Below are 19,007 nucleotides of genomic sequence, written 5' to 3' on the forward strand. Positions count from 1 at the left end.
GCGTCGTCGGACGACAGCCTCAGGAGACGGACTCAGGAGGCGACGAACCAGCGGGCCAGGACGTCGTCGAGGTCGTCGTCTGACCGGTAGTTCCCGTCCGTGCCGTCCGTGCCGTTTGCGGCCCAGGCCACGAATCCGTCGGGCCGGACCAGCAGGGCGGTCAGTTCCGGACGTGCCGGGCAGGCCGCGGTGAGGACGTCCACGCGGTCGCCGTACCCCTCCGCGCGGGCGCGCAGCTTCGGGTCGTCGGCGAGGTCGAGGAGCACGGCACGGCCGGCGTGCAGATGGTCGCCGAGCCGGGTGCCGTCGGAGAGTTCCAGGTCGGGGGCGCTGTGCCCGGTCAGCGGGTGCGCGCCGGGCAGCTCGTAGCGCTGCCGGACGCCGGAGATCTGCTTGACGAGGTACGTCGTCCCGGTCGTCGTCAGCGCGAGGTCGGTGACGACCCGGCGCAGGGCGCGGGCGTGCCGGTCGGGGCGCATCACGGCGATCTGGGCGCGGGTCCAGTCCAGCACCCAGGCGCCGACCGGGTGCCGTTCGGCGGTGTAGCTGTCCAGCAGGCTCTCGTCCGCGTCCCCGCGCACCACGGCGGCGAGCTTCCATCCGAGGTTCATGGCGTCGCCGAGCCCGAGGTTGAGCCCCTGCCCGCCGAACGGCGAGTGCACATGCGCCGCGTCGCCCGCGAGCAGCACCCGGCCCCTGCGGTAGCCGTCCGCCTGCCGGGCGTTGTCGGTGAACCGGGTCGAGGAGTGCACCTCGTGGATCGTCACCTCGTCGACCCCCGACACCCGGCGCAGGGCGGCCTGCAACTCCTCCGCGGTGATCGGCGCCGAGCGGTCGGCGGGCGGCCCGTCGAACTCGACGGTCAGGATCCGGCCGGGGAAGGGCCCGTTGACGTACGTCCCGACGTCCGTCGTGTTCCACCCCTTCCCGAGCCGCTCGCCGCCCGTCATCTCGACGACCGCCTGATAACCGGTGATCTCCGGCTCCGTACCCGGGAAGCCGAACCCGGCGAGCTTGCGCACCGTGCTCCGCCCGCCGTCGCACCCCACCAGCCACCCGCTCCGGATCCGCGCGCCGTCGGCGAGATGTACGACGACTCCGCCCTCCCTGTCCTCGCCGTCCTCCCCGCCCTCCCTGTCCTCTCCGTCCTCGTCGGTGTCGAAGCCGGTCAGCTCCACGCCCCGGCGGACCTCGACGCCGAGCCGCTCGGCGCGGGCGCCCAGGATCCGCTCCAGCTCGATCTGGGGGATGCCGAGGCCGACGCCGTCGGCGGGGCCGATGTCGGTGAACGCGGGGTCGGAGTCGTCGAACAGGTCACCGCGCATCATGATCCCGGCGAAGTGCCCGGCGAACTTCGGGGGAGTCCGGGGCGCGTCCGGACCCCGATCGCCGAGGAAGGCCCGCATCCGCCACCGGTTGCGCTCCCAGGCCGCCGCGAGATCCGGCAGCATGCCCCGCCGGTACAGCGCCACCCCGCCCGCCGTGTTGATCCCGCCCGCCTTGATGGTCTCGTCGGGTTCGGCCAGCCGCTCCACTACCAGCACCCGCGCCGCCCCGCCGAGCCGCAGCTCCCCGGCGAGGAAGAGCCCGACGGGCCCGCCGCCGACCACCACCACGTCGTAGTCCATGCCGTTGTCGCCGTTGTCGCCGTTGTCGCCGCTGTCGTTGCTGCTCTTGCTGCTGCTGTCTGTCGTCGTCATGGTTTCACTGTAGTCACTAAAAGTTTCGAGCGGCTATAGTTTTCTTGTGACGGACAGAAATGCGGCGGGTGGCGGCAAGCCGGGGGAGTCCCTGCGGGAGCGCAAGAAGCGGGAGACGCGGCAGCGGATCTCGAACGTGGCGACGGTGATGTTCCGGGAGCGCGGCTTCGAGCAGGTGACGGTCGTCGAGGTCGCGCAGGCGGCCGGGGTCTCGGCGATGACCGTCTTCAACTACTTCCCGCGCAAGGAGGATCTGTTCCTCGACCGCATCCCGGAGGCCGTCGAGGCCTTCGCCGGAGCGGTGCGGGGGCGTGTGCCCGGCGAGTCCCCGCTCGCGGCGCTGCGCCGACTGGCCTTCCGGTTCATCGACGCGCGGCACCCGCTGGGCGGGATGGGGGAGAACTTCGTGGGCTTCTGGCCCGTCGTCGCCGACTCGCCGGCGCTGCGGGCCCGGGCCCGTGAGGCGGTCGAGGAGGTGGAGCGGGCGCTGGCCGGTGCGCTCGCCGAGGCCGGACTCGCCGAGCCGGAGCTGGCGGCGGCGCTGGTCGTCGCCGCGTACCGCTCGGTGTGTGTCACCTCGGTCGGCCGTCAGCTGGCGGGTGAGCCGTTCGCGGGGCTGGTCGTGGACCACCGGGAGCGGATGGGGGCGGCGTTCGACGCGCTGGAGCGGATGGCGCTGTAGGCCTCCGGGTGTCGGCGGGTGCCCTCTCTTGACGGCTAACGCCGTTAGCCCTACCGTCTGCCGTAATGGCTAACGGTGTTAGCCGAAGTGCCCTCGGGAGGCAGCCATGACCAGCACCACGAACGTCACCCCCACCACCCCCACCCTCCGCACCGCCACCGCGGTGGCGCGCCGCACGGCCTGGCTGGCCGGCGCCCTGTTCTGGACGGCGTTCGCCGTGCTGGAGGGCGTGAACCACGGCTGGCTCGCAGGCTCCCTCGCCCTGCTCTTCCTGGTCCTCCCGGACCTCACCTTCCTGGTCGCCCTCGACGAGGCACCCCGGATGGCGAAGGGACAGCTGCCGCCGCGCGCGGTGCCGTACTACAACGCGATGCACCGCGCCCTGATCCCGCTGGCGCTGCTGGTGACGTACGCGTTCGGGCCGGTCGCCTGGCCCCCGGCCTTCGCCGCGCTGTGCGGCTGGCTGGCCCACATCTCGTACGATCGCGCCTTCGGGTACGGGCTGCGGACGAAGGAAGGCTTCCAGCGTGGCTGACGTGACGGAGGCAGAGGGTGTGACGGAGGCGAAGGGCATGACGGAGGCGCAGGGCGTGCCTGAGGTGACTGACGTGACCGACCGGCTGACGCCGAGGGCGCGGGAGATCGTGGCGGCCGCCCGGGACCTGCTGGAGGAGTCAGGCCCCGCCCTCCTCACCATGCGCACCCTCGCCGACCGCCTCGGCATCAAGGCCCCCTCCCTCTACAAGCACTTCCCGGACAAGCACGCCGTGGAGGTCGAACTGACCGCGCAGATGCTGGAGGAGTCGGCGGCGGCCCTGGAGACGGCCGCGACCCGGACCCCCGGCTCCCTGGAGGCCCTGGCCCAGGCCTACCGCGCCTACGCCCTGGCCCACCCCCACCTCTACTGCCTGGCCACGGAACGCCCCCTGCCCCGCACCCTCCTGCCGGAGGGCCTGGAGGACCGGGCCGCCCTCCCGCTCCTGCGGGCCTGCGGCGGCGACCGGGATCTGGCCCGCGCCACCTGGGCGTTCGCGCACGGCATGGTCGTCCTGGAGATCCACGGCCGCTTTCCGGACGACGCGGATCTGGACGCGGCATGGAAACGCGGTGTGAAGGCGTTGCACCCTTAGCGCAAGGGGGTGCGAAGGTGGCCGAACACGCACGGTGGACGAGGGCGCGGCTGGGCCGGTGCGGTCCGTCGCTCGACCTGCTGACGGCCAATTTCGAACGGCACACCTACGCCCCGCACGCGCACGCCGAGTTCACCATCGGGGTGTGCGTCGGCGGCTCCGAGATCATCGACTACCGGGGCGGCCACATCAGCACCGGCCCCGGTTCGATCGTCGTCCTGGCCCCCGGCGAGATGCACACGGGCGGCCCGGCCACCCTCACCGACGGCTACGCCTACCGCGCCCTGTACGCGGACCCCGCCCTGCTGGCGGACGGCACCCTGAACGCCGGCACCCCGCACTTCCGCGACCCGGTCCTGGACGACCCGGAACTGGCCGCGGCCTTCCGCGCCGCCCACACCGTCCTCTCCACCTGCCCCGACCCCCTCGAAGCCGAATCCCGCCTCCCCTGGCTGCTGACGGCTCTGTCCCGCCGCCACTCCACGGCCCGCTCGGCACCGGACCGCATCCCCGGCGCCGCCGGCATCGCCCTCCTGGTCCGCGACCGCCTGGCCGACGAACTGACAGCGCCACCGTCACTCTCCGACCTGGCCACCGACCTCGGCCTCTCCCGCTACCAGCTCCTCCGGGCCTTCCGTACGACCATGGGCGTCCCGCCGTACGCCTGGCTCGCCCAGTACCGCGTCGAGCGCGCCCGCGGTCTCCTGGAGGCGGGCCTGCGCCCGGCCGAGGTGGCCACCTTGGTGGGCTTCGCCGACCAGGCCCACCTGACCCGCTGGTTCCGCAGAGTCCTGGGGGTGACCCCGGCGGCGTACCGCAACAGCGTTCAAGACGCGGCACGGTCCTGACACCGATCCTTGCCGTATGACTGCACGCGGCTGGTTCTTGTTCTCCCTCATGGGAGTGATCTGGGGTGTTCCCTACCTGATGATCAAGGTGGCGGTGGACGAGGTGTCCCCGTCGACGGTGGTCTTCGCGCGGTGTGCCGTGGGCGCACTGCTGCTCCTCCCCTTGGCGATCCGCCAGGGCGGCCTCCTGAACACCCTCCGCACCCACTGGCGCCCGATGCTGGCCTTCGCGTGCATCGAGATCATGGGCCCCTGGTTCACCCTCACCGACGCCGAACGCCACCTCTCCAGCTCGACCGCCGGCCTGCTGATCGCGGGCGTCCCGATCGTGGGCGTGGTGGCGGCGAGGTACTTCGGCGGTGAACGCGAACACCTGGGCGTCCGCCGGATCGCCGGCCTCCTCATCGGTCTCGCCGGCGTAGCCGTGCTGACGATCCCCCACCTGACCGGCGGCGACGCCCGCTCCCTCGGCGAGGTCCTCCTCACGGTCATCGGCTACGCCACGGCCCCCCTGATAGCGGCCCGCCGCCTGAAGGACGTCCCGACGCTCCAGCTGATAGCCCCCTGCCTGACCCTGGCGGCGCTGGTCTACGCCCCCGCGGCGGCAGCCACCTGGCCGTCCTCGATGCCCTCCACGAACGCCCTGCTGTCCCTCCTCGCCCTCGGCGTCCTCTGCACGGCAGTGGCCTTCGTAGCCTTCCTGGAACTGATCAAGGAGATAGGCCCGACCCGCTCCACGGTGATCACGTACGTCAACCCGGCGGTCGCGGTCGCGGCGGGCGCCCTCTTCCTGGGCGAGAGCTTCACCCCGACCATCGCCGTCTCCTTCGCGCTGATCCTCACCGGCTCGGTGCTGGCGACGATGGCCTCGGCACCGAAGAGGCCCGCCCGCCCGGTAACATGGTCGACACGGCAGACGAGCCGGGCGGACGGCCGCGTGGAGTCCCCCTAGGGGGCTTCCCGAGGAACGTCCGGGCTCCACAGGGCAGGGTGGTGGCTAACGGCCACCCGAGGCGACTCGCGGGACAGTGCCACAGAAAGCAAACCGCCGGGGACCTCGGTCCTCGGTAAGGGTGAAACGGTGGTGTAAGAGACCACCAGTGCCCAGGGCGACCTGGGCAGCTAGGTAAACCCCACCCGGAGCAAGGTCAAGAGGGGCGCCGTAAAAAGCGCCCTGCGCGGACGTTCGAGGGCTGCCCGCCCAAGTCCGCGGGTAGACCGCACGAGGCCGGCGGCAACGCCGGCCCTAGATGGATGGCCGTCACCCCGGCACCCGCGAGGGCCCGGGGCACAGAACCCGGCGTACAGCCCGACTCGTCTGCCGCTTCGCGTTTCTGCAGTTCAGATGCCATGTTTGGTGCTTGAACAAACCCTTCGGGTCGAATCCGGGTCGAATTCGCCCTCGTGTATTGTCCAGCGCGTCCAATCCGGCGAGGGGCAGACGGGTCATTTCGAACATCTCGGGGATGCAGGGGGGCTCGGAAGGCGGCGGATGGCGGGACAGGAAGCGTCGAGCGCACTCAGCAGTATTGTCCGGTGTGTCCCACGTGTAGAGGGCTGGTGTCACGGGGGGCGGGGTTGAGTTGGCTCCGGTGCTGCTCAACGGACTTGTTTCCGATGAACCTGCTTGACGTGCTTTCGAGGCTGGGGCGGTGTCCGTGTCTCGTGCCGGGCCCTCAAGCTCGCCCGCCAGGCCTCCTATCGCTGGCTCGATCAGCCGGCATCCTCTGCCGCATTCGAAGAGGCGTGCCGCGAGAACGTCCTGTTCGATGCCGACCCTGACGACCCGGAGTGCGGCTACCGGTTCCTGGCCGACTAAAGTCCACGCCGCAGGGGTCGGCATGGCGGACCGGACCGTGTGGTGGATCTGCCGGGACAGCCGCTGGTGGAGCGTGTTTGGCAAGAGACGGGGCCAGAACAAGAAGGCCGACCCGCCGGTGCACGATGACGTCGTCCAGCGTGACTCCACTGCGGCCGGACCGAACCGTCTGTGGCTCGCGAACATTGCCGACATCCCGCAGCAGGAGCGAAGTTGTATCTAGGTGCGCTCCAGTCATCATCGTGCATGATCGTTTAACCGATGCCGACATGGGGTGCCTGTTGCTGAGTTCGTCGTTTCGGTACCACGGTCCGCGCGAAACGTGCCGTGTGGGGGTTCCCTGGCGAAACCACGTTACGCACGACGATGCCCTCCGGCGAGACTCATCCCCATGGCACCCGAAAATCGACCTAGTTGGGTCCCGCCGCCGTGCATTCCTCCTTGTGGCGAGCGCCATTGGCCCTGCGTTGCAGCGTGTCCGCGTGGTAGAAACCTGATGCTGTTCCCACGCCTGACCGCTTCCGCCGACCAGTTGCCCTCGAACGTTAGGAGCCCTCGGCTGTGCCACCTACTTTGTATCGAGACACTGGTTACACGCTCCGGCACCTGATCGAGAACATCGAAGGCGGCCGTATCGGACTCCCCGACATCCAACGCCCGTTCGTCTGGTCCGCGGCGAAGACCCGCGATCTCTTCGACTCGATGTATCGGGGTTACCCGATCGGCACCCTGATGTTCTGGGAGACCGGCGCTGAGGTGGGGACGCGGCAGATCGGAACGGAAGTCGGCGATCGAACACCCCAGCTGTTGGTCGTCGACGGGCAGCAGCGGCTCACCGCCCTGTTCGCTGTCCTCACCGGGCGCAAGATCGTCACTAAGTCTTTCGACGAGATCAACGTTCGCATCGCGTTCCACCCGGAGGACCAGACGTTCGAGGTCACGGACGCGGCGATCGAGCGTAACGCTCACTTCATTCCGGACATCACCGCGCTGTGGACCCGAGGCGGTTACAAGCCCACCCTCCGGCAATTCTTCCAACGGCTCGAACAGGCCAGCGAACAGCCTTTGTCGGACGCTGCCAAGGATGAGCTCGAAGAACGCATTGACAGAGTCCGGGACCTGCATGAGTTTCGCTTCCAGGTTGTGGAGCTGGGTGCGTCGGCCGACGAGGAGCAGGTCGCCGACATCTTCGTGCGTATCAACTCCGAAGGCGTGAAGCTCAACCAGTCCGACTTCATCCTCACCCTGATGTCGGTGCACTGGGAGAAGGGGCGCCGCCAGCTCGAAGACTTCAGCCGCAGCGCGGTGATCGCAGGACTCCCCGGTCCGAGCCCTCGGAACGCCTTTCTGGACCCCAGCCCGGACCAACTGCTGCGCGTGGCCGTCGCTGTCGCCTTCCGGCGCGCCCGGCTGCAGCACGTCTACAGCGTCCTACGAGGAAAGGATCTCGAAACCGGCAAGGTCACCGCCGCCCGACGGCAGGAGCAGTTCGGCCGGCTCGCCCAAGCGCACACGAAGGTCCTGGACCTGACCAGCTGGCACGAGTTCTTTCAGTGCGTCACGGCGGCTGGCTTCCGTAGCCGCAAGATGATCACCTCGGACAACGCCCTGCTGTACAGCTACACGATCTGGCTGATCGGACGCCACGATTTCGGGCTGACGGCCGATGAACTCCGGCCCGTGATCGGCCGGTGGTTCTTCATGGCGCACACCACTGGCCGGTACTCCAACTCACCGGAGTCACAGATGGAGTTCGACCTGGGGCGCATTGGCAGTCTGCCGCCGGGTGACGGCCGAGCCTTCACCGCGGAACTCGACCGGATCATCGCGGCGAACTTCACCGGCGACTACTGGGACATTTCCCTGCCGAACCGGTTGGACACATCCTCGTCGCGTTCACCGGTGCTGTTCGCCTATCAGGCGGCGCTCAACATCCTTGACGCCGAAATGCTCCTCGGCGACCAACGAATCCGTGATCTGCTGGATCCCTCGCTCAAGCCCGCCAAGGCTGTCGGCCGGGACAACCTGTTCCACCCCAAGACACTCGCCGGACTGGGTATCACCGATCGGCGCCAAGTCAACGCCATCGCCAACATGGCCTACGTGACGTGGCCGGCGGACGAGCAGGCCAACACCGACGCACCACATGACTACTGGCCGAGAATCACGGACGCGATGGATCCGGAGGCGCTCGAACGGCAGGTACGGTGGCACGCGCTCCCGGTCGGCTGGGAGCAGCTCGACTATTTCACCTTCCTGGAACGGCGGCGCCAGCTGATCGCCAAGGTCGTACGGGAAGCGTTCGAAACCCTCACGGGACAACGCCCTGCGTACGTCCCCACCGCTCCGGCCGACATGATCGCCGCCGGCGAGTCCCAGGGCACCGAGTTCAAGGCAAGCGCTCGCTGGAACGTGCACACCCGGCAGGCCGACACGTCCCTACGGCACAACATCGTCAAGGCCGTCTGCGGCTTCCTGAACGGCGAGGGCGGAAACCTGTATATCGGCGTCGCCGACGACGGGACTGTCCTCGGCATCGAGAACGACCTCGCTACTCTGGAGTCGCAGGCAAGCGTCGACGGGTACGAGCTCTTCGTACGCCAACTCCTCGACGACAGCCTGTCGACCCCGACAGCGACCACCGTCCGCGTACGCTTCCCCGAAATCTCCGGCAACGTCGTCTGCCAGATCAGCGTCGCCGCGGCAGGTAGGCCGGTGTTCGCCAAGCCCGCCAAGGGTGGCAACGGCGCCACCGACTTCTGGGTCCGGGTCGGCAACGCCACCAAGCAACTCCACGGCGATGACCTCCTGCGCTACCAGGAGGAACACTGGGGATGAGCGCCCTTATGGCCAGTCCGGTCCACCTTCCCGGCCTCCTCCTCGACCAGCTTGAACACACAATGGCCCGCGCACTACGGGAGCGGACCCCAAGTTGCAGCCGCAGGCTGTCGGCCGTGACGCTCGTTGGCTGGCTACCGCCCCAAGTCGAACACCGCGCTGATGCCGAGGTCGAGCGACGTTCCGAGGGAGCGAGTGGGCTTCCCTCGGACGCACCGGCGGTGTTCGAGCATCGCCACCCGCATACTCGGCCTGTTCGTGTTGCGTCCTTGGCTGGCGGGTCTTCCGACCCGCCAGCCCGGTGAGGACGTGGCGAGACTCTCGACCGAAATCAACTCAGCCTGTTCGGGCTTGATCGCATAACGCGTAAGGGCATCCCGCCTGGAACGAGGCGAAAGGGAGTGCCGGTGGTGACGATGCGCAGCAGTGGTTGGAAGGGAACGCCTTACCGCTGAAAAGCATGGACGCGAAAGCCTTGGAACCAAGCCATGGTGGCCTGGAGCCACTGCGCTAGGTTCTGCGTGACGTAGAGGTGTTGGGGATGAGGGAAGCGACACATGGGACGGCTGAGTTCTCCCGGTCCCAACAGCGACGTAACCACGCCAGCGTCTCGGCAACCGGGGCGCAGGTGGCCCAAGGCGGGAACTCGCCCCGAGCCGGGTGTCACCTGCCGCCGCGCTCCGTCTTCACCCACGAGCTGTCCAGGAACGGGCTGGGCCTGCCGTGCCAGAAGACGTCCACGCTGTCGCGGGCTCGGGTGGCAGCCACGAAGAGCAGGGATCTGGCCCGTTGGATCTCGTGCCGGTAGCGCGTGGGTTCGACGTCACACAGTCGGCTCACATCCGCACGCGGGACGAGCCCGTCGGTCACGCCCGCGATGATCATCCGCTGGTATTCCAGCCCCTTGAACCGGAACATCGTGCCGATGTGCACGCCTGCAGAGCCGTTCGGTCCGTCGGAGCGGATCTCCACCGCGTCGACGCCGTGCAGCTTCAGCGTGTACCCCATCTCCATCGCCATCTGGTTGGTCGGCACGCACACCGCGATCTGCTCGTGCGGGACAGCCGTGTCCGTGTCCGCGTCCCATCCTGTGATCAGAGCGGCCACGCCCTCCCGCTCGGTGTCCCAGTCCGGGAAGGCGTGCCCGGCGGGGAGCCCGCCGTTGAGCACGGACCGGTAACCGGCGAGGGTCTCCGAGCCGCCGTCGAGATCGTCGTACGTCGTCTCGCCCAGGACTCCGAGGGCCGAGCGCAGGATCTGCCGCGTGGTGCGGTAGCTGAGGGTCAGCTTCGCAGACCGGCCGCGGATATTGACGCCCAGACTGCCGAGCGTCACCTGGTTCTTGTAGATGCGCTGGTGGGTGTCGCCCACGAGGAACAGGTCGTCCGACGTACGGGGGGCCATGGCGCGCAGCATCTTCCAGTGGGCGGGGCGCAGGTCCTGGGCCTCGTCCACCACGATGTGGCGGTAGCGGTGGCGCAGCCAACCACCGGAGCCGTCCTGGAGGTGGACGTTGTCGAGGCCGCCCACTTCCTCCCGCTGCCGTGCGATGTTCTGGATGCGTTGTTCACGGCCCATCTCCAGGCGTGCCGCGCGCTCCGCGATCTGGTCCCAGGTCTGTCGTCCGAGTCGGTCGAGTCGCTGGGTGAAGCGTTCGGCGAGCTGCCAGATCTCGGCCCGTTCGGCGCGGCCGATGCTCTTGCCCCGCCCGGCCCGCCGGGCCCGGAAGTAGTCGGTGCGGCTGCCGACGGCCTGGCCGAGGATGACCTGGGTCCACTCCTCGTGCAGGAACTCCGGGTCCCAGGTGTCCTCGCCCAGTTCGTCGAGGAGTGCGCGCCACTCGCGTACGGCCTGTCCGTCGTCAATGGCCTGCTTGCCGTTGCCGGGTTCGGCCTCGCGGACGACACGCAGCGCCAGCTGGTCGACGTGGCTCACCTCGACCCGGCTGAGTAGTTCGTCACCGCCCAGTTCCAGCAGCCGGGAGCGCAGGTCCGCGGCGAGGTTCTTGTTGAAGGTGGTGAGGAGGACGGGCTTGTCGAGCCCGGGGGAGAGCTGCCGGACGAGGTGGCGTACCCGGTGCAGCGCGACGACCGTCTTGCCCGTGCCTGGCCCGCCTCCGACCCGGGCTGGGCCGCTGTAGCGGCGCTCGACGAGCTTGGCCTGCGTGGGGTGCAGGAAGCTCTTCCACCTGCCGAAGTCACCGCTCTCCAGCGCTCCGCGGAGGTCCTCGTCCGTGGTGGTGACGACCGTCGCGGGCCGCTCTGCGGCGGCCGCGAGGTCGTCCGGGTCGACCGGCTCGGTGGCGGCGACTGGCCTGGTCACCTGGTCGAGTACGTCCTCGTACGATGCGCCGTCGAACAGCGCGATCAGCACTTCGCCGGTCAGCTGCGGCGCGTACTCGACGAGCCCGAGCAGCTGGTCCTCTGTGGTGAGCGTACGGATGACGGGCAACAGGGGTTCAGCGACACCGAGTTCGGTCAGCTGACGGTCGGTCCAGGCGGTGAACAGCGGTTTCGGCTGGAGCGCCGACGGCTGTGGTTCGGGAGTGGGCCGCGTCTGGACGGTCGTGCCGGGCAGCCTGCCCAGGACGCTGTCCTCCACGACCTCCAGGTCGACGTACTCGATGCCGCCGGTGACCTGGTTGACGCCGTACGAGAGCCGGTTGTAGACGTCCTTGCGGTGCTTGACGGAGACGATCAGCCAGTCGTCGTCGGCGAGCCGCAGCAGCAGAGCCCGGTACTCGTCGTTGACACGTGCCGACCACAGCCGGTGGTCACCCTTGAGCTGCTGGAGCTTGAGACCCGTGGTGTGCGGGTTGGCCCTGAACTTGTGCTGGAAGTCGAAGAAGGCGCCCTTGACCGTGCGGGGCAGCTTGAGGATCTCCTTGTCGGCCCTGTCGAGCAGGCGCAGTGTGACGCCGGAGGTGGTCATCGCTTCGGCTCCCCCTCGTTGATGCTGTTCTCGTTCCGGTCCCGGCCGTCGAGCCGGGCGATCAGTTCCGTGCTGTCCCACTCGTCCGCTGTGCGGACCGTCCAGCCGGCCGCCGCGAAGGCGTGTTTCTGGTCCTCGGCCTCGTAGTCCGGCTCGTCGCCGGTCGGGCGGGGAGCCCTGACCACACCGATCCGGACGTCCGGCCAGGCCAGTTCGGCCTGCCAGCCCCGAGCGTCCAGTTCGTAGCCGTCCCGAGGCACCGGTACCGCCGCCGACGCCAGCGTGTGCGCGAGGGCGGTGAGTTCCGGCTCCTCCGGGTCCAGCAACTCGATGACCCGGTCCCAGCGGGGATCCCGTCCGGGCCCCGTGCCGCCGGGCTGCTCGGTCACCTCCGGCTCCGGCGCGGTTGTCGCGTCCCCCGTGACGGCGGGTACGGCCGGTACGGCGGGGACGGCCGACACGGCGGCCGCTCCCACGGCGGAGGGCTCCTGTGCCCCCTGGTGGATCGGGACACGCATGGACGTCAGCCAGCCCTCTCCGCCGGTCACGGTGAGGACCTCGGGACGGAAGCCGTCGATCATGCTCGACGTCAGCTGCGCGCTGTCACCGCCGCCGTGTTCGAGGAACTGCAGCACATTGCCCCACCAGAGCCAGGCGCGCCAGCGCCGCTTGTGAGCCAGCCCCTCCTCCAGGGCTGCGACGCCGTCGTCGAGGACGGCCAGCCCTGTCCACACTGGTGGGGTCCGTCTGCCGTCGGCGGCCAGCACCAGACGGCAGCCCGACGCGTCGGAGCCGTACAGCATCCGCACCGGCCCTGTGGTCCCGGCGGGTGCGCCCCCGCGCAGCGCCTCGCTGATACCGGTCGCGGCCTCGGCGCCGGTGAGGGCGGCACCGCGGGTCCTGTCCGCCCCGCTCATGCCGGCGGCCACCGCTTCGGCCCGCCGCCGCCAGCGTTCCGGATCGGGCGCGCGCAGGTAGGCCAGGAGTGTCCGCGCCGGGTTGACCCACATCGCCTCGGCCAGCTCACCGGGCAGGCCGCGGCCTACCCGGTCGTAGTAGTCGCGGGCGCGTTGCTGTCCGGCGGTGCCGTAGGGCGTCCAGACGGAGGTGTCCGTGTCGGTCCCGGTGTATCCGGGGTCGTTGATCCGGCGGCGCCATGCGGTCACGTCGTGGTAGGTCAGCTGGAACACCCGCAGCCCCTCGGCGCGGAGCCTGGTGCGCTTCCTGGCGTCGTCCGCCAGCCGGTCGTGCTCGCGGGTGGCGTGGTACGCGTAGCCGTCTAGGTACAGAGCGACGCGGGGGCCGGGGGAGTCCAGCCGCTCCAGGAGTATGTCGGGCCGGGTGTCCTCCAGCGCTCGCTGCTGGGAGACACGCCAGCTCACGGTGGACCCGTCCGGTGCCGTCAGCCTGAGGTCCAGGGCGTAGGTGCCGGCCGAGGTGGTGTAGGCGTCCGCCGTGGCTTTCGACTCCGGCAGCTTCGCCCAGTCCCGCAGGGTCTCCACGAACAGGACCTCAAGGTCGCTCTCGGCCTGCCGCTGGAGCGGGATGTCCTGGGTGGTCGTCACCCGTGAGGTGCGCCAGCGTTCTCCGTCGGCACCGAGCAGCTCGTCCAGCATCTGCCGGACCTCGTTGCGGCTGACCTTGTCGTAGTCGGAGGCTGGCACCCGGCGCAGCAGGCACTGATGGCAGCCGTCCAGGCCCTTCTCCCGGCACGCGCAGTGCTCGATGACGTCGCGAGCCCTGAGCAGCACCTCCCGGAAGCCGTCCGAGGAGGCCAGCCGGTGCAGGTACCCGGTGCCGCCGGGCAGCCGGTCGTACACGACCAGGAAGCGCCGGGGCCAGTCGGCATCCGGGTCGCCCGCGTCGTCCGGCATGGTTGCCTCGGCGATGTCGATGTGGTCGGGATCGCCGCCGTAGCGGGCGGCGATCCCCGCGAACAGGGCGGCGGTGAACGACGCTAGGCGCTCCTTGACGCGGGCCACCGAGGCGGGCAGCAGGATACGGACCGCCTCGGTGGTCAGTTCGTGGGCCAGCAGCAGGGGCACGTCCTGGCCCGCGCCCTGAGCTCCGGCCGTGCCCGCCGCGGCGCCGCGGACCCGACGGCGCGGGCACCACAGCAGATGGTGCGCGGATGCCGGGACACTCGTCGCCCCCGACTCGGTGAGGGCGTGCTGGGGCACGTCCACTACCGGTCTGCCGTCCGCGGTCGCGCCGCCGCACGAGGTGCAGACGTAGAACGGGTTGAGGCGGACGTCCTCTCCGGCGAGCGGCACCGTGCTGCTGCCGTCCTCGCGGTCGAGACCGAGGTTCAGGGTCCGGATCACGGCGTGGCGGGTGAAGTCCACGCCGAACACGGCCTCGTCGTGCCGCCAGGATCCGGGAACGAGGCGGTCGGGGTCGATGTCGACGGTGGTGAGGGTCGCGTAGCGCCTGCGGTCGCGTTCGTCCCGGTCGTCACGCACCCTGGCGTCCTCGCGCTTGTCACGGGACAGCACCCGCCGGGGGCGCAGGACGTACTGGACGCAACCCGCGTCGGCGATCTCCCGGCCACGGCAGCGCGGGCACGGCGTCGTGTCACGCTCGGCGTTCTCGGTCCGCACGTAACCGCAGGCGGGACAGAGCCGCCACACCGACCAGGCGCGCCGGTCGGGACCGCCGATGTCGAGGGCGCGCACCACGTGCCGGTAGCCGTTGACGTAGAAGCTGTTGCCGGGGGCGAGTTCGGTCAGGGCGAGCGCGCTGGACCGTTCGTAGTCCCGGGTCTCACTGCGGTACACCCTGGCACCGGGCGGCCGGGTTCCCTCCTCCTGCGGCGCGTCGTCCTCGTCGGGGGTCTCCGACCAGTACAGCGTCGCTTCCAGCATGGTGGTGGTGTCCGTCAGGCTGTAGTTCGGCAGCAGCCCGAGGTCCACCAGCGTGGCGTGCGCGGCGGACTGGCTCAGTTCCCGCAGCAGGTCCCCGGCGGTACGGCGCTCGGCCAGCAGCTCGCGCCGTTCCCGGTCCTGTGAGTCGTCGGAGCGGGCGAGCTGCCCGGCCGCCTCGTCGATCGCCGCGATTCTGCGGCGCACCTCCTCGCGCCGGCCGGTCCAGTCCTCCTCGGCCTCCTGGAGCACCCGGACGATTCCACCGGTCGCGTACGTGCGCAGTTCGTCCGCCGCGTGCTCGGAGACGCCCTCCGTGTCGGTGTCCCGACCGCCGTCGGCGGGGAACAGCGCGAGGAACTCCTTCACCAGGCGCGCTCCGTGGGTCTGCGCGGCGTCCGCGAGATCCTGGCACCATCCGCTGGTGCCGAACAGGGCGGACGACAGCCGGGGCACGGGTGCGAGGGTCTCGCCGTCCGAGGTCCGCAGTTCCCCGCGGGCCGCCAGGTCCAGCAGCCGGGCGGTGTACTGGCGGCGCAGGATCTCCACGGCCGACAGATAGCAGCCCGGCGGCAGGATGGTCCCGGCGATCATCTCCCGCGGCTCGTCCAGGTAGTACAGGTCACGCGCCCTGCGTCCGCCGAACGCGACCACCAGTGCGTTGCCCGTGCGTCGTCCGGCCCGACCGGCCCGCTGTACGTAGTTGGCCGGTCCGGCGGGCAGCGAGCCGAGCAGGACGGCCGACAGGTCGCCGATGTCGATGCCGAGTTCCAGGGTCGGGGTGCACGACAGGACGTTGGGGTCGGTGTAGTGCGTGCCCGCCTTGAAGGCGCGCTCCACACGCTCGCGTTCGGGACGGGTGAGCATGCCGGTGTGTTCGGCCGTGACCACGCGGAACGTGCCGCCCGTCAGATAGAGGCGACGGTAGTAGTCCCGCCGGTAGTCCCGCTCCCGCACGGGCCTGTCGGCGCGGATGCCTTCAGCCCCGGCGTAGGCCATGTCGCGCTGGGGCGCGGTGAGCCGTCCCCGGCACCGGTAGCGGGGGCAGGGATGGCCGTACCAGCGGGTGCGCCGCTCGGGGACCACGACCTGCTGCCAGCCGCAGTCCTCACAGGCGACGAAGGCCTTGTTGACGACGGCGTCGTCGAGTAGACGGACCTGGATGTGACCTGGCTGGATCCCGTACACCCGGGTCTGCCGGTCGCGGGTGGTCCGCGTGGACAGGACGCCCGCGTCGGCGAGGTGGGGCAGCAGCCTGCGCAGGTACTCGGTCGCCCCGGCGGCGTCCAGGTCCAGGCATCTGCGGGTCCAGTCCTGGTACCAGCCCAGTCGGCCGGTGACCGCGTCGAACTCGGATCCGTCCTTCTGCCCGTCGAGCAGGAACCGTGGCGGCGCGACGCCCTCTGGGAAAGCGGGCATGCCGTCGGGCCTGCGCCCGGAGATGAGATAGCGGTTGGTGCCGGCTTCCCTGATCCAGGTGTCGAGCCAGTGGTGCCGCACCGCGCCGCGCAGCCGCAGCCGCTCCAGCAGCCCCCGGACATAGGCCAGGTAGCGTTCGGGGGTGGGCAGCCCGCCCACGGCCAGCAGCTGGCCGGGCAGCGCCAGGTGCACGTCCCGTGCCAGGTCGGTGACGCCGTCGGGGTCGGCCAGCATCACCTCGGCCGCCGCGGTCCGGGTCAGTTCCAGGGTTCGGCCCATCCGGCTGCGCAACCCGAACTCCATGACCGTTGCGAAGGCCAGGCGCTCCCCGATCAGCCGCCAGGTCCGCGCGTCGCCCGTGCCCCGGCCGGACAGCAGCCGGTCGACCCCCGGCTCGTCGTGGAGGTCGGGGGGCACTACGGCGGCCAGCGCCTCGGGGTCGTCCACCGACTCCAGGACGAAGCCGATCAGGTCGTTGAGCGCGGTCGGATCCCCTGATTCGTCCAGGTTGTGCGCGAGCAGCGAGCGCAGTGAGAACTTGTACGAGGCGTTCGCGACGTATCCCGCCCGGTGCGCCGCGTCCTGGGTGGAGTCGTTGAACAGCAGCGTCTTGCGTTCCTCCGGGACGAGCGCGATGTCGCCGCCGGTGAACAGCTGGGTGACCGCCGCCGAGGCGAGGGCCGCCTGGGCGGTACCGAGGAAGCGGATGCTGTTGTCGGTCTGACAGGCCGGGCACCGGTCGTCCTTCGCGGCCTTGTCGGCGCTCTTGCGGTCGAGCAGGGCCAGTGCGAACCAGGCGTCGACCAGCTCTCCGTCGTCCGCGGTGGTGGGCAGCCGGTAGGTACCCCGACCGCCGTCCAGGACGACGACGGACAGCGGGTCCACGCCGCCGTCCGAGGGCCGGGCGCCGGTCAGCGCGTCGAGTGTCCGCCGTCGTTCGCCGGGGGTCGCGGCGATGAAGTAGCGCAGCCGCCGCTTGTCCCTGCCGACGCCGGCCCGCCAGATGCGGTCCTGCGCGGTCACGAGTTGCTGCGGGTCGGCCTCGGGGGACAGGGCTGCCCATCCGGAGCGCCCGCAGTTGCGGCAGTACACGGCCGGAAGGTGCACCTGGGCGGGGCGCGGCGCGGTGTCGGAGCCCGGCAGGGGCTCCGGGCGGCGGCTGGACGCATACGACGGCATGCTCCCGGAGGAGGCGTCGGAGTCCTCCTCGCCGGGCGGCGCGGCGTTGAGCGCGGCCCGGCGCGCCGCGGTCCGGTCGTCCTCGTACCAGCGGAACTCGGGGGTCGGTCCCACTCCGCGCAGCACGCGTGTCACGGGCCGCACCCACAGGTGCGCCTCGATGTGCAGCAGCGGCCGGGGCCTGCGCTCGTCGGAGTCCGGGTCACGGGCGGCGGACAAAAGCGCCACGAACCGGGACAACGCCTGGAGTGCCAGCCGGGGGTTCTCACGCGCGGTGCGGCCCCAGGAGTAGCCGAACCGGCCCAACCGGTCCCGCAGCATCCACTCGTCCAGCGGTTCGCCGTCCAGCAGCGACAGCACGCCGAGGGTGAAGTCGTGCCGCTTCAGCAGCCGTCCGACGCGGAAGGCGTCCAGGCCGGACCTGCCCAGCAGCAGGGTGGCGAGCGCGTTCAGGTCGAGCAGGTCGGGCCGGGCCTCGACGTCCGGTCCGCCGGACACCGCGACGACCTCCTGCGGGGTCGGCGGCTCGGGCAGTTCGTAGTCGACGGCGCCGGTGAACTCCTCGGCGGTCATCCGCTCCTCGCCGATGACCGCGTCCGCCGCGAACGGCATCCCGAACACCCTGGCCGCCACGTCGAGGATGCCCCCGGCCTCCTTCCCGGGCGCTCCCTCGCCGAGGGTCGCGGAGGTCGCCACCGGGCAGATCGACCCCAGCGGCCGGCCCGGCCGGGCCGCGCCGGTGGCGGCGGCGAGCCTGCGCAGCAGCATCGCCACGTCGGTGCCCTGCGCGCCGTCGTACGTGTGGAACTCGTCCAGTACGACGTACGCGGGCTCGGCGCCCTCCCACAGGGCCCGGTCCTCGCCGCGCTGGAGCAGCAGGTCGAGCATCTTGTAGTTGGTGATCAGCACATCGGGGGGCGAGAGGCGCATCTCCTCGCGCCGGGTCATCACCCGCCGGAAGTCGGTGTCGGGCCGGTCGCCGATGTACAGACCCGCCGTGACCTGGGCCAGCTCCGGACGCGCCAGGTAGTCGGCGATGCGTCCCGCCTGGTCGGTGGCGAGCGCGTTCATGGGGTAGAGCAGCACCGCCTTGATCCCGCGCACGCCCTCGGCCTTCTGACGCCGGCAGTGGTCCAGTACGGGAACCAGGAAGGACTCGGTCTTGCCGGAGCCGGTGCCGGTGGTCACCAGGGTGGGCCGGGCGGGCCCGTGCAGCGTGGACAGCCGGGCCCACGCCTTCGCCTGGTGCCGCCACGGGGCGAACCCGGGGAATCCCGCAGACCACTCCAGGTCGCGCCGCCAGCCGTCGTCGGCGACATGGAACGGTGTCCGGATCCGCAGGTAGGGCCCACGGAAGATGCCGGTCTCGGGGTGCCCGAGGAAGCGTTCGAGGGCGCCGCGGGTGGTCTCGTCGGCGAGGGCGTACGTCGTCGTGAGGTACTGCGTCAGACTGCCGCGGAGCTGCGCGGCGGCCATGGTGGGCTTCACGACGGTCCCCCTTGCGATGCCGGTGCCCTGGTGATCGGTACCACCGTATATCCGCGGCGCGGTCGGTCCCGACGGCCTGTCGCCGACCGGAGCCGCAGGTCAGGTGGGCTGG

General features: G+C 70.5%; 9 protein-coding genes, 1 other RNA gene and 1 pseudogene. 8 read left to right on the forward strand and 3 right to left on the reverse strand.

From position 1 onward, the window contains the following. Positions 1 to 32 precede the first annotated feature (32 nt). Positions 33 to 1,628, reverse strand: a complete 1,596-nt coding sequence (locus tag ACIPSJ_RS05060) for an FAD-dependent monooxygenase (protein WP_401344576.1) — start codon at positions 1,626 to 1,628, stop codon at positions 33 to 35. 118 nt (positions 1,629 to 1,746) lie between these two features. Here ACIPSJ_RS05060 and ACIPSJ_RS05065 point away from each other — a divergent pair, with 118 nt between their 5' ends. The 8 genes and pseudogenes from ACIPSJ_RS05065 to ACIPSJ_RS05100 all read left to right on the forward strand — a co-directional run bounded on the left by ACIPSJ_RS05065 (position 1,747) and on the right by ACIPSJ_RS05100 (position 9,017). Further along, entirely contained in the window at positions 1,747 to 2,382 is a 636-nt protein-coding gene (locus ACIPSJ_RS05065; RefSeq protein ID WP_401343499.1) for a TetR/AcrR family transcriptional regulator, read from the forward strand. A gap of 106 nt (positions 2,383 to 2,488) precedes the next feature. Then, positions 2,489 to 2,917 (forward strand): DUF4260 family protein, encoded by a 429-nt coding sequence (locus ACIPSJ_RS05070; RefSeq protein WP_401343502.1) that lies wholly within the window; start codon positions 2,489 to 2,491, stop codon positions 2,915 to 2,917. Between the two features lie 37 nt (positions 2,918 to 2,954). Further along, positions 2,955 to 3,512 carry a TetR/AcrR family transcriptional regulator gene (locus ACIPSJ_RS05075; RefSeq protein WP_401344578.1) on the forward strand — a complete coding sequence of 186 codons (558 nt, stop codon included), beginning with the start codon at positions 2,955 to 2,957 and terminating at the stop codon, positions 3,510 to 3,512. Positions 3,513 to 3,529: 17 nt separating this feature from the next. Further along, positions 3,530 to 4,360, forward strand: coding sequence for a helix-turn-helix domain-containing protein (locus ACIPSJ_RS05080; protein WP_401343505.1), 831 nt, complete (start codon positions 3,530 to 3,532; stop codon positions 4,358 to 4,360). Positions 4,361 to 4,439: 79 nt separating this feature from the next. Continuing rightward, positions 4,440 to 5,162: pseudogene (locus ACIPSJ_RS05085) on the forward strand (DMT family transporter); the annotation flags it as partial. Between the two features lie 115 nt (positions 5,163 to 5,277). After that, positions 5,278 to 5,681: RNase P RNA component class A (gene rnpB, locus ACIPSJ_RS05090), an RNA gene on the forward strand. A 520-nt stretch (positions 5,682 to 6,201) separates the two neighbouring features. Continuing rightward, on the forward strand, positions 6,202 to 6,402 hold the full coding sequence (locus tag ACIPSJ_RS05095) for a hypothetical protein (RefSeq protein ID WP_401343507.1): 201 nt from the start codon (positions 6,202 to 6,204) through the stop codon (positions 6,400 to 6,402). 338 nt (positions 6,403 to 6,740) lie between these two features. Next, positions 6,741 to 9,017 carry a DUF262 domain-containing protein gene (locus ACIPSJ_RS05100; RefSeq protein ID WP_401343510.1) on the forward strand — a complete coding sequence of 759 codons (2,277 nt, stop codon included), beginning with the start codon at positions 6,741 to 6,743 and terminating at the stop codon, positions 9,015 to 9,017. 663 nt (positions 9,018 to 9,680) lie between these two features. On the opposite strand, the gene ACIPSJ_RS05105 is transcribed toward ACIPSJ_RS05100, so the two are convergent. Together ACIPSJ_RS05105 and ACIPSJ_RS05110 are read right to left on the reverse strand one after the other, a co-directional pair. Further along, entirely contained in the window at positions 9,681 to 11,948 is a 2,268-nt protein-coding gene (locus ACIPSJ_RS05105) for a UvrD-helicase domain-containing protein (RefSeq protein WP_401343513.1), read from the reverse strand. Next, positions 11,945 to 18,895 (reverse strand): DEAD/DEAH box helicase, encoded by a 6,951-nt coding sequence (locus ACIPSJ_RS05110; protein ID WP_401343515.1) that lies wholly within the window; start codon positions 18,893 to 18,895, stop codon positions 11,945 to 11,947. The genes ACIPSJ_RS05105 and ACIPSJ_RS05110 overlap by 4 nt, the downstream gene beginning before the upstream one ends. Between the last annotated feature and the right edge of the window lie 112 nt (positions 18,896 to 19,007).

This window comes from Streptomyces sp. NPDC090088, from assembly GCF_044747345.1.
GTDB lineage: Bacteria > Actinomycetota > Actinomycetes > Streptomycetales > Streptomycetaceae > Streptomyces.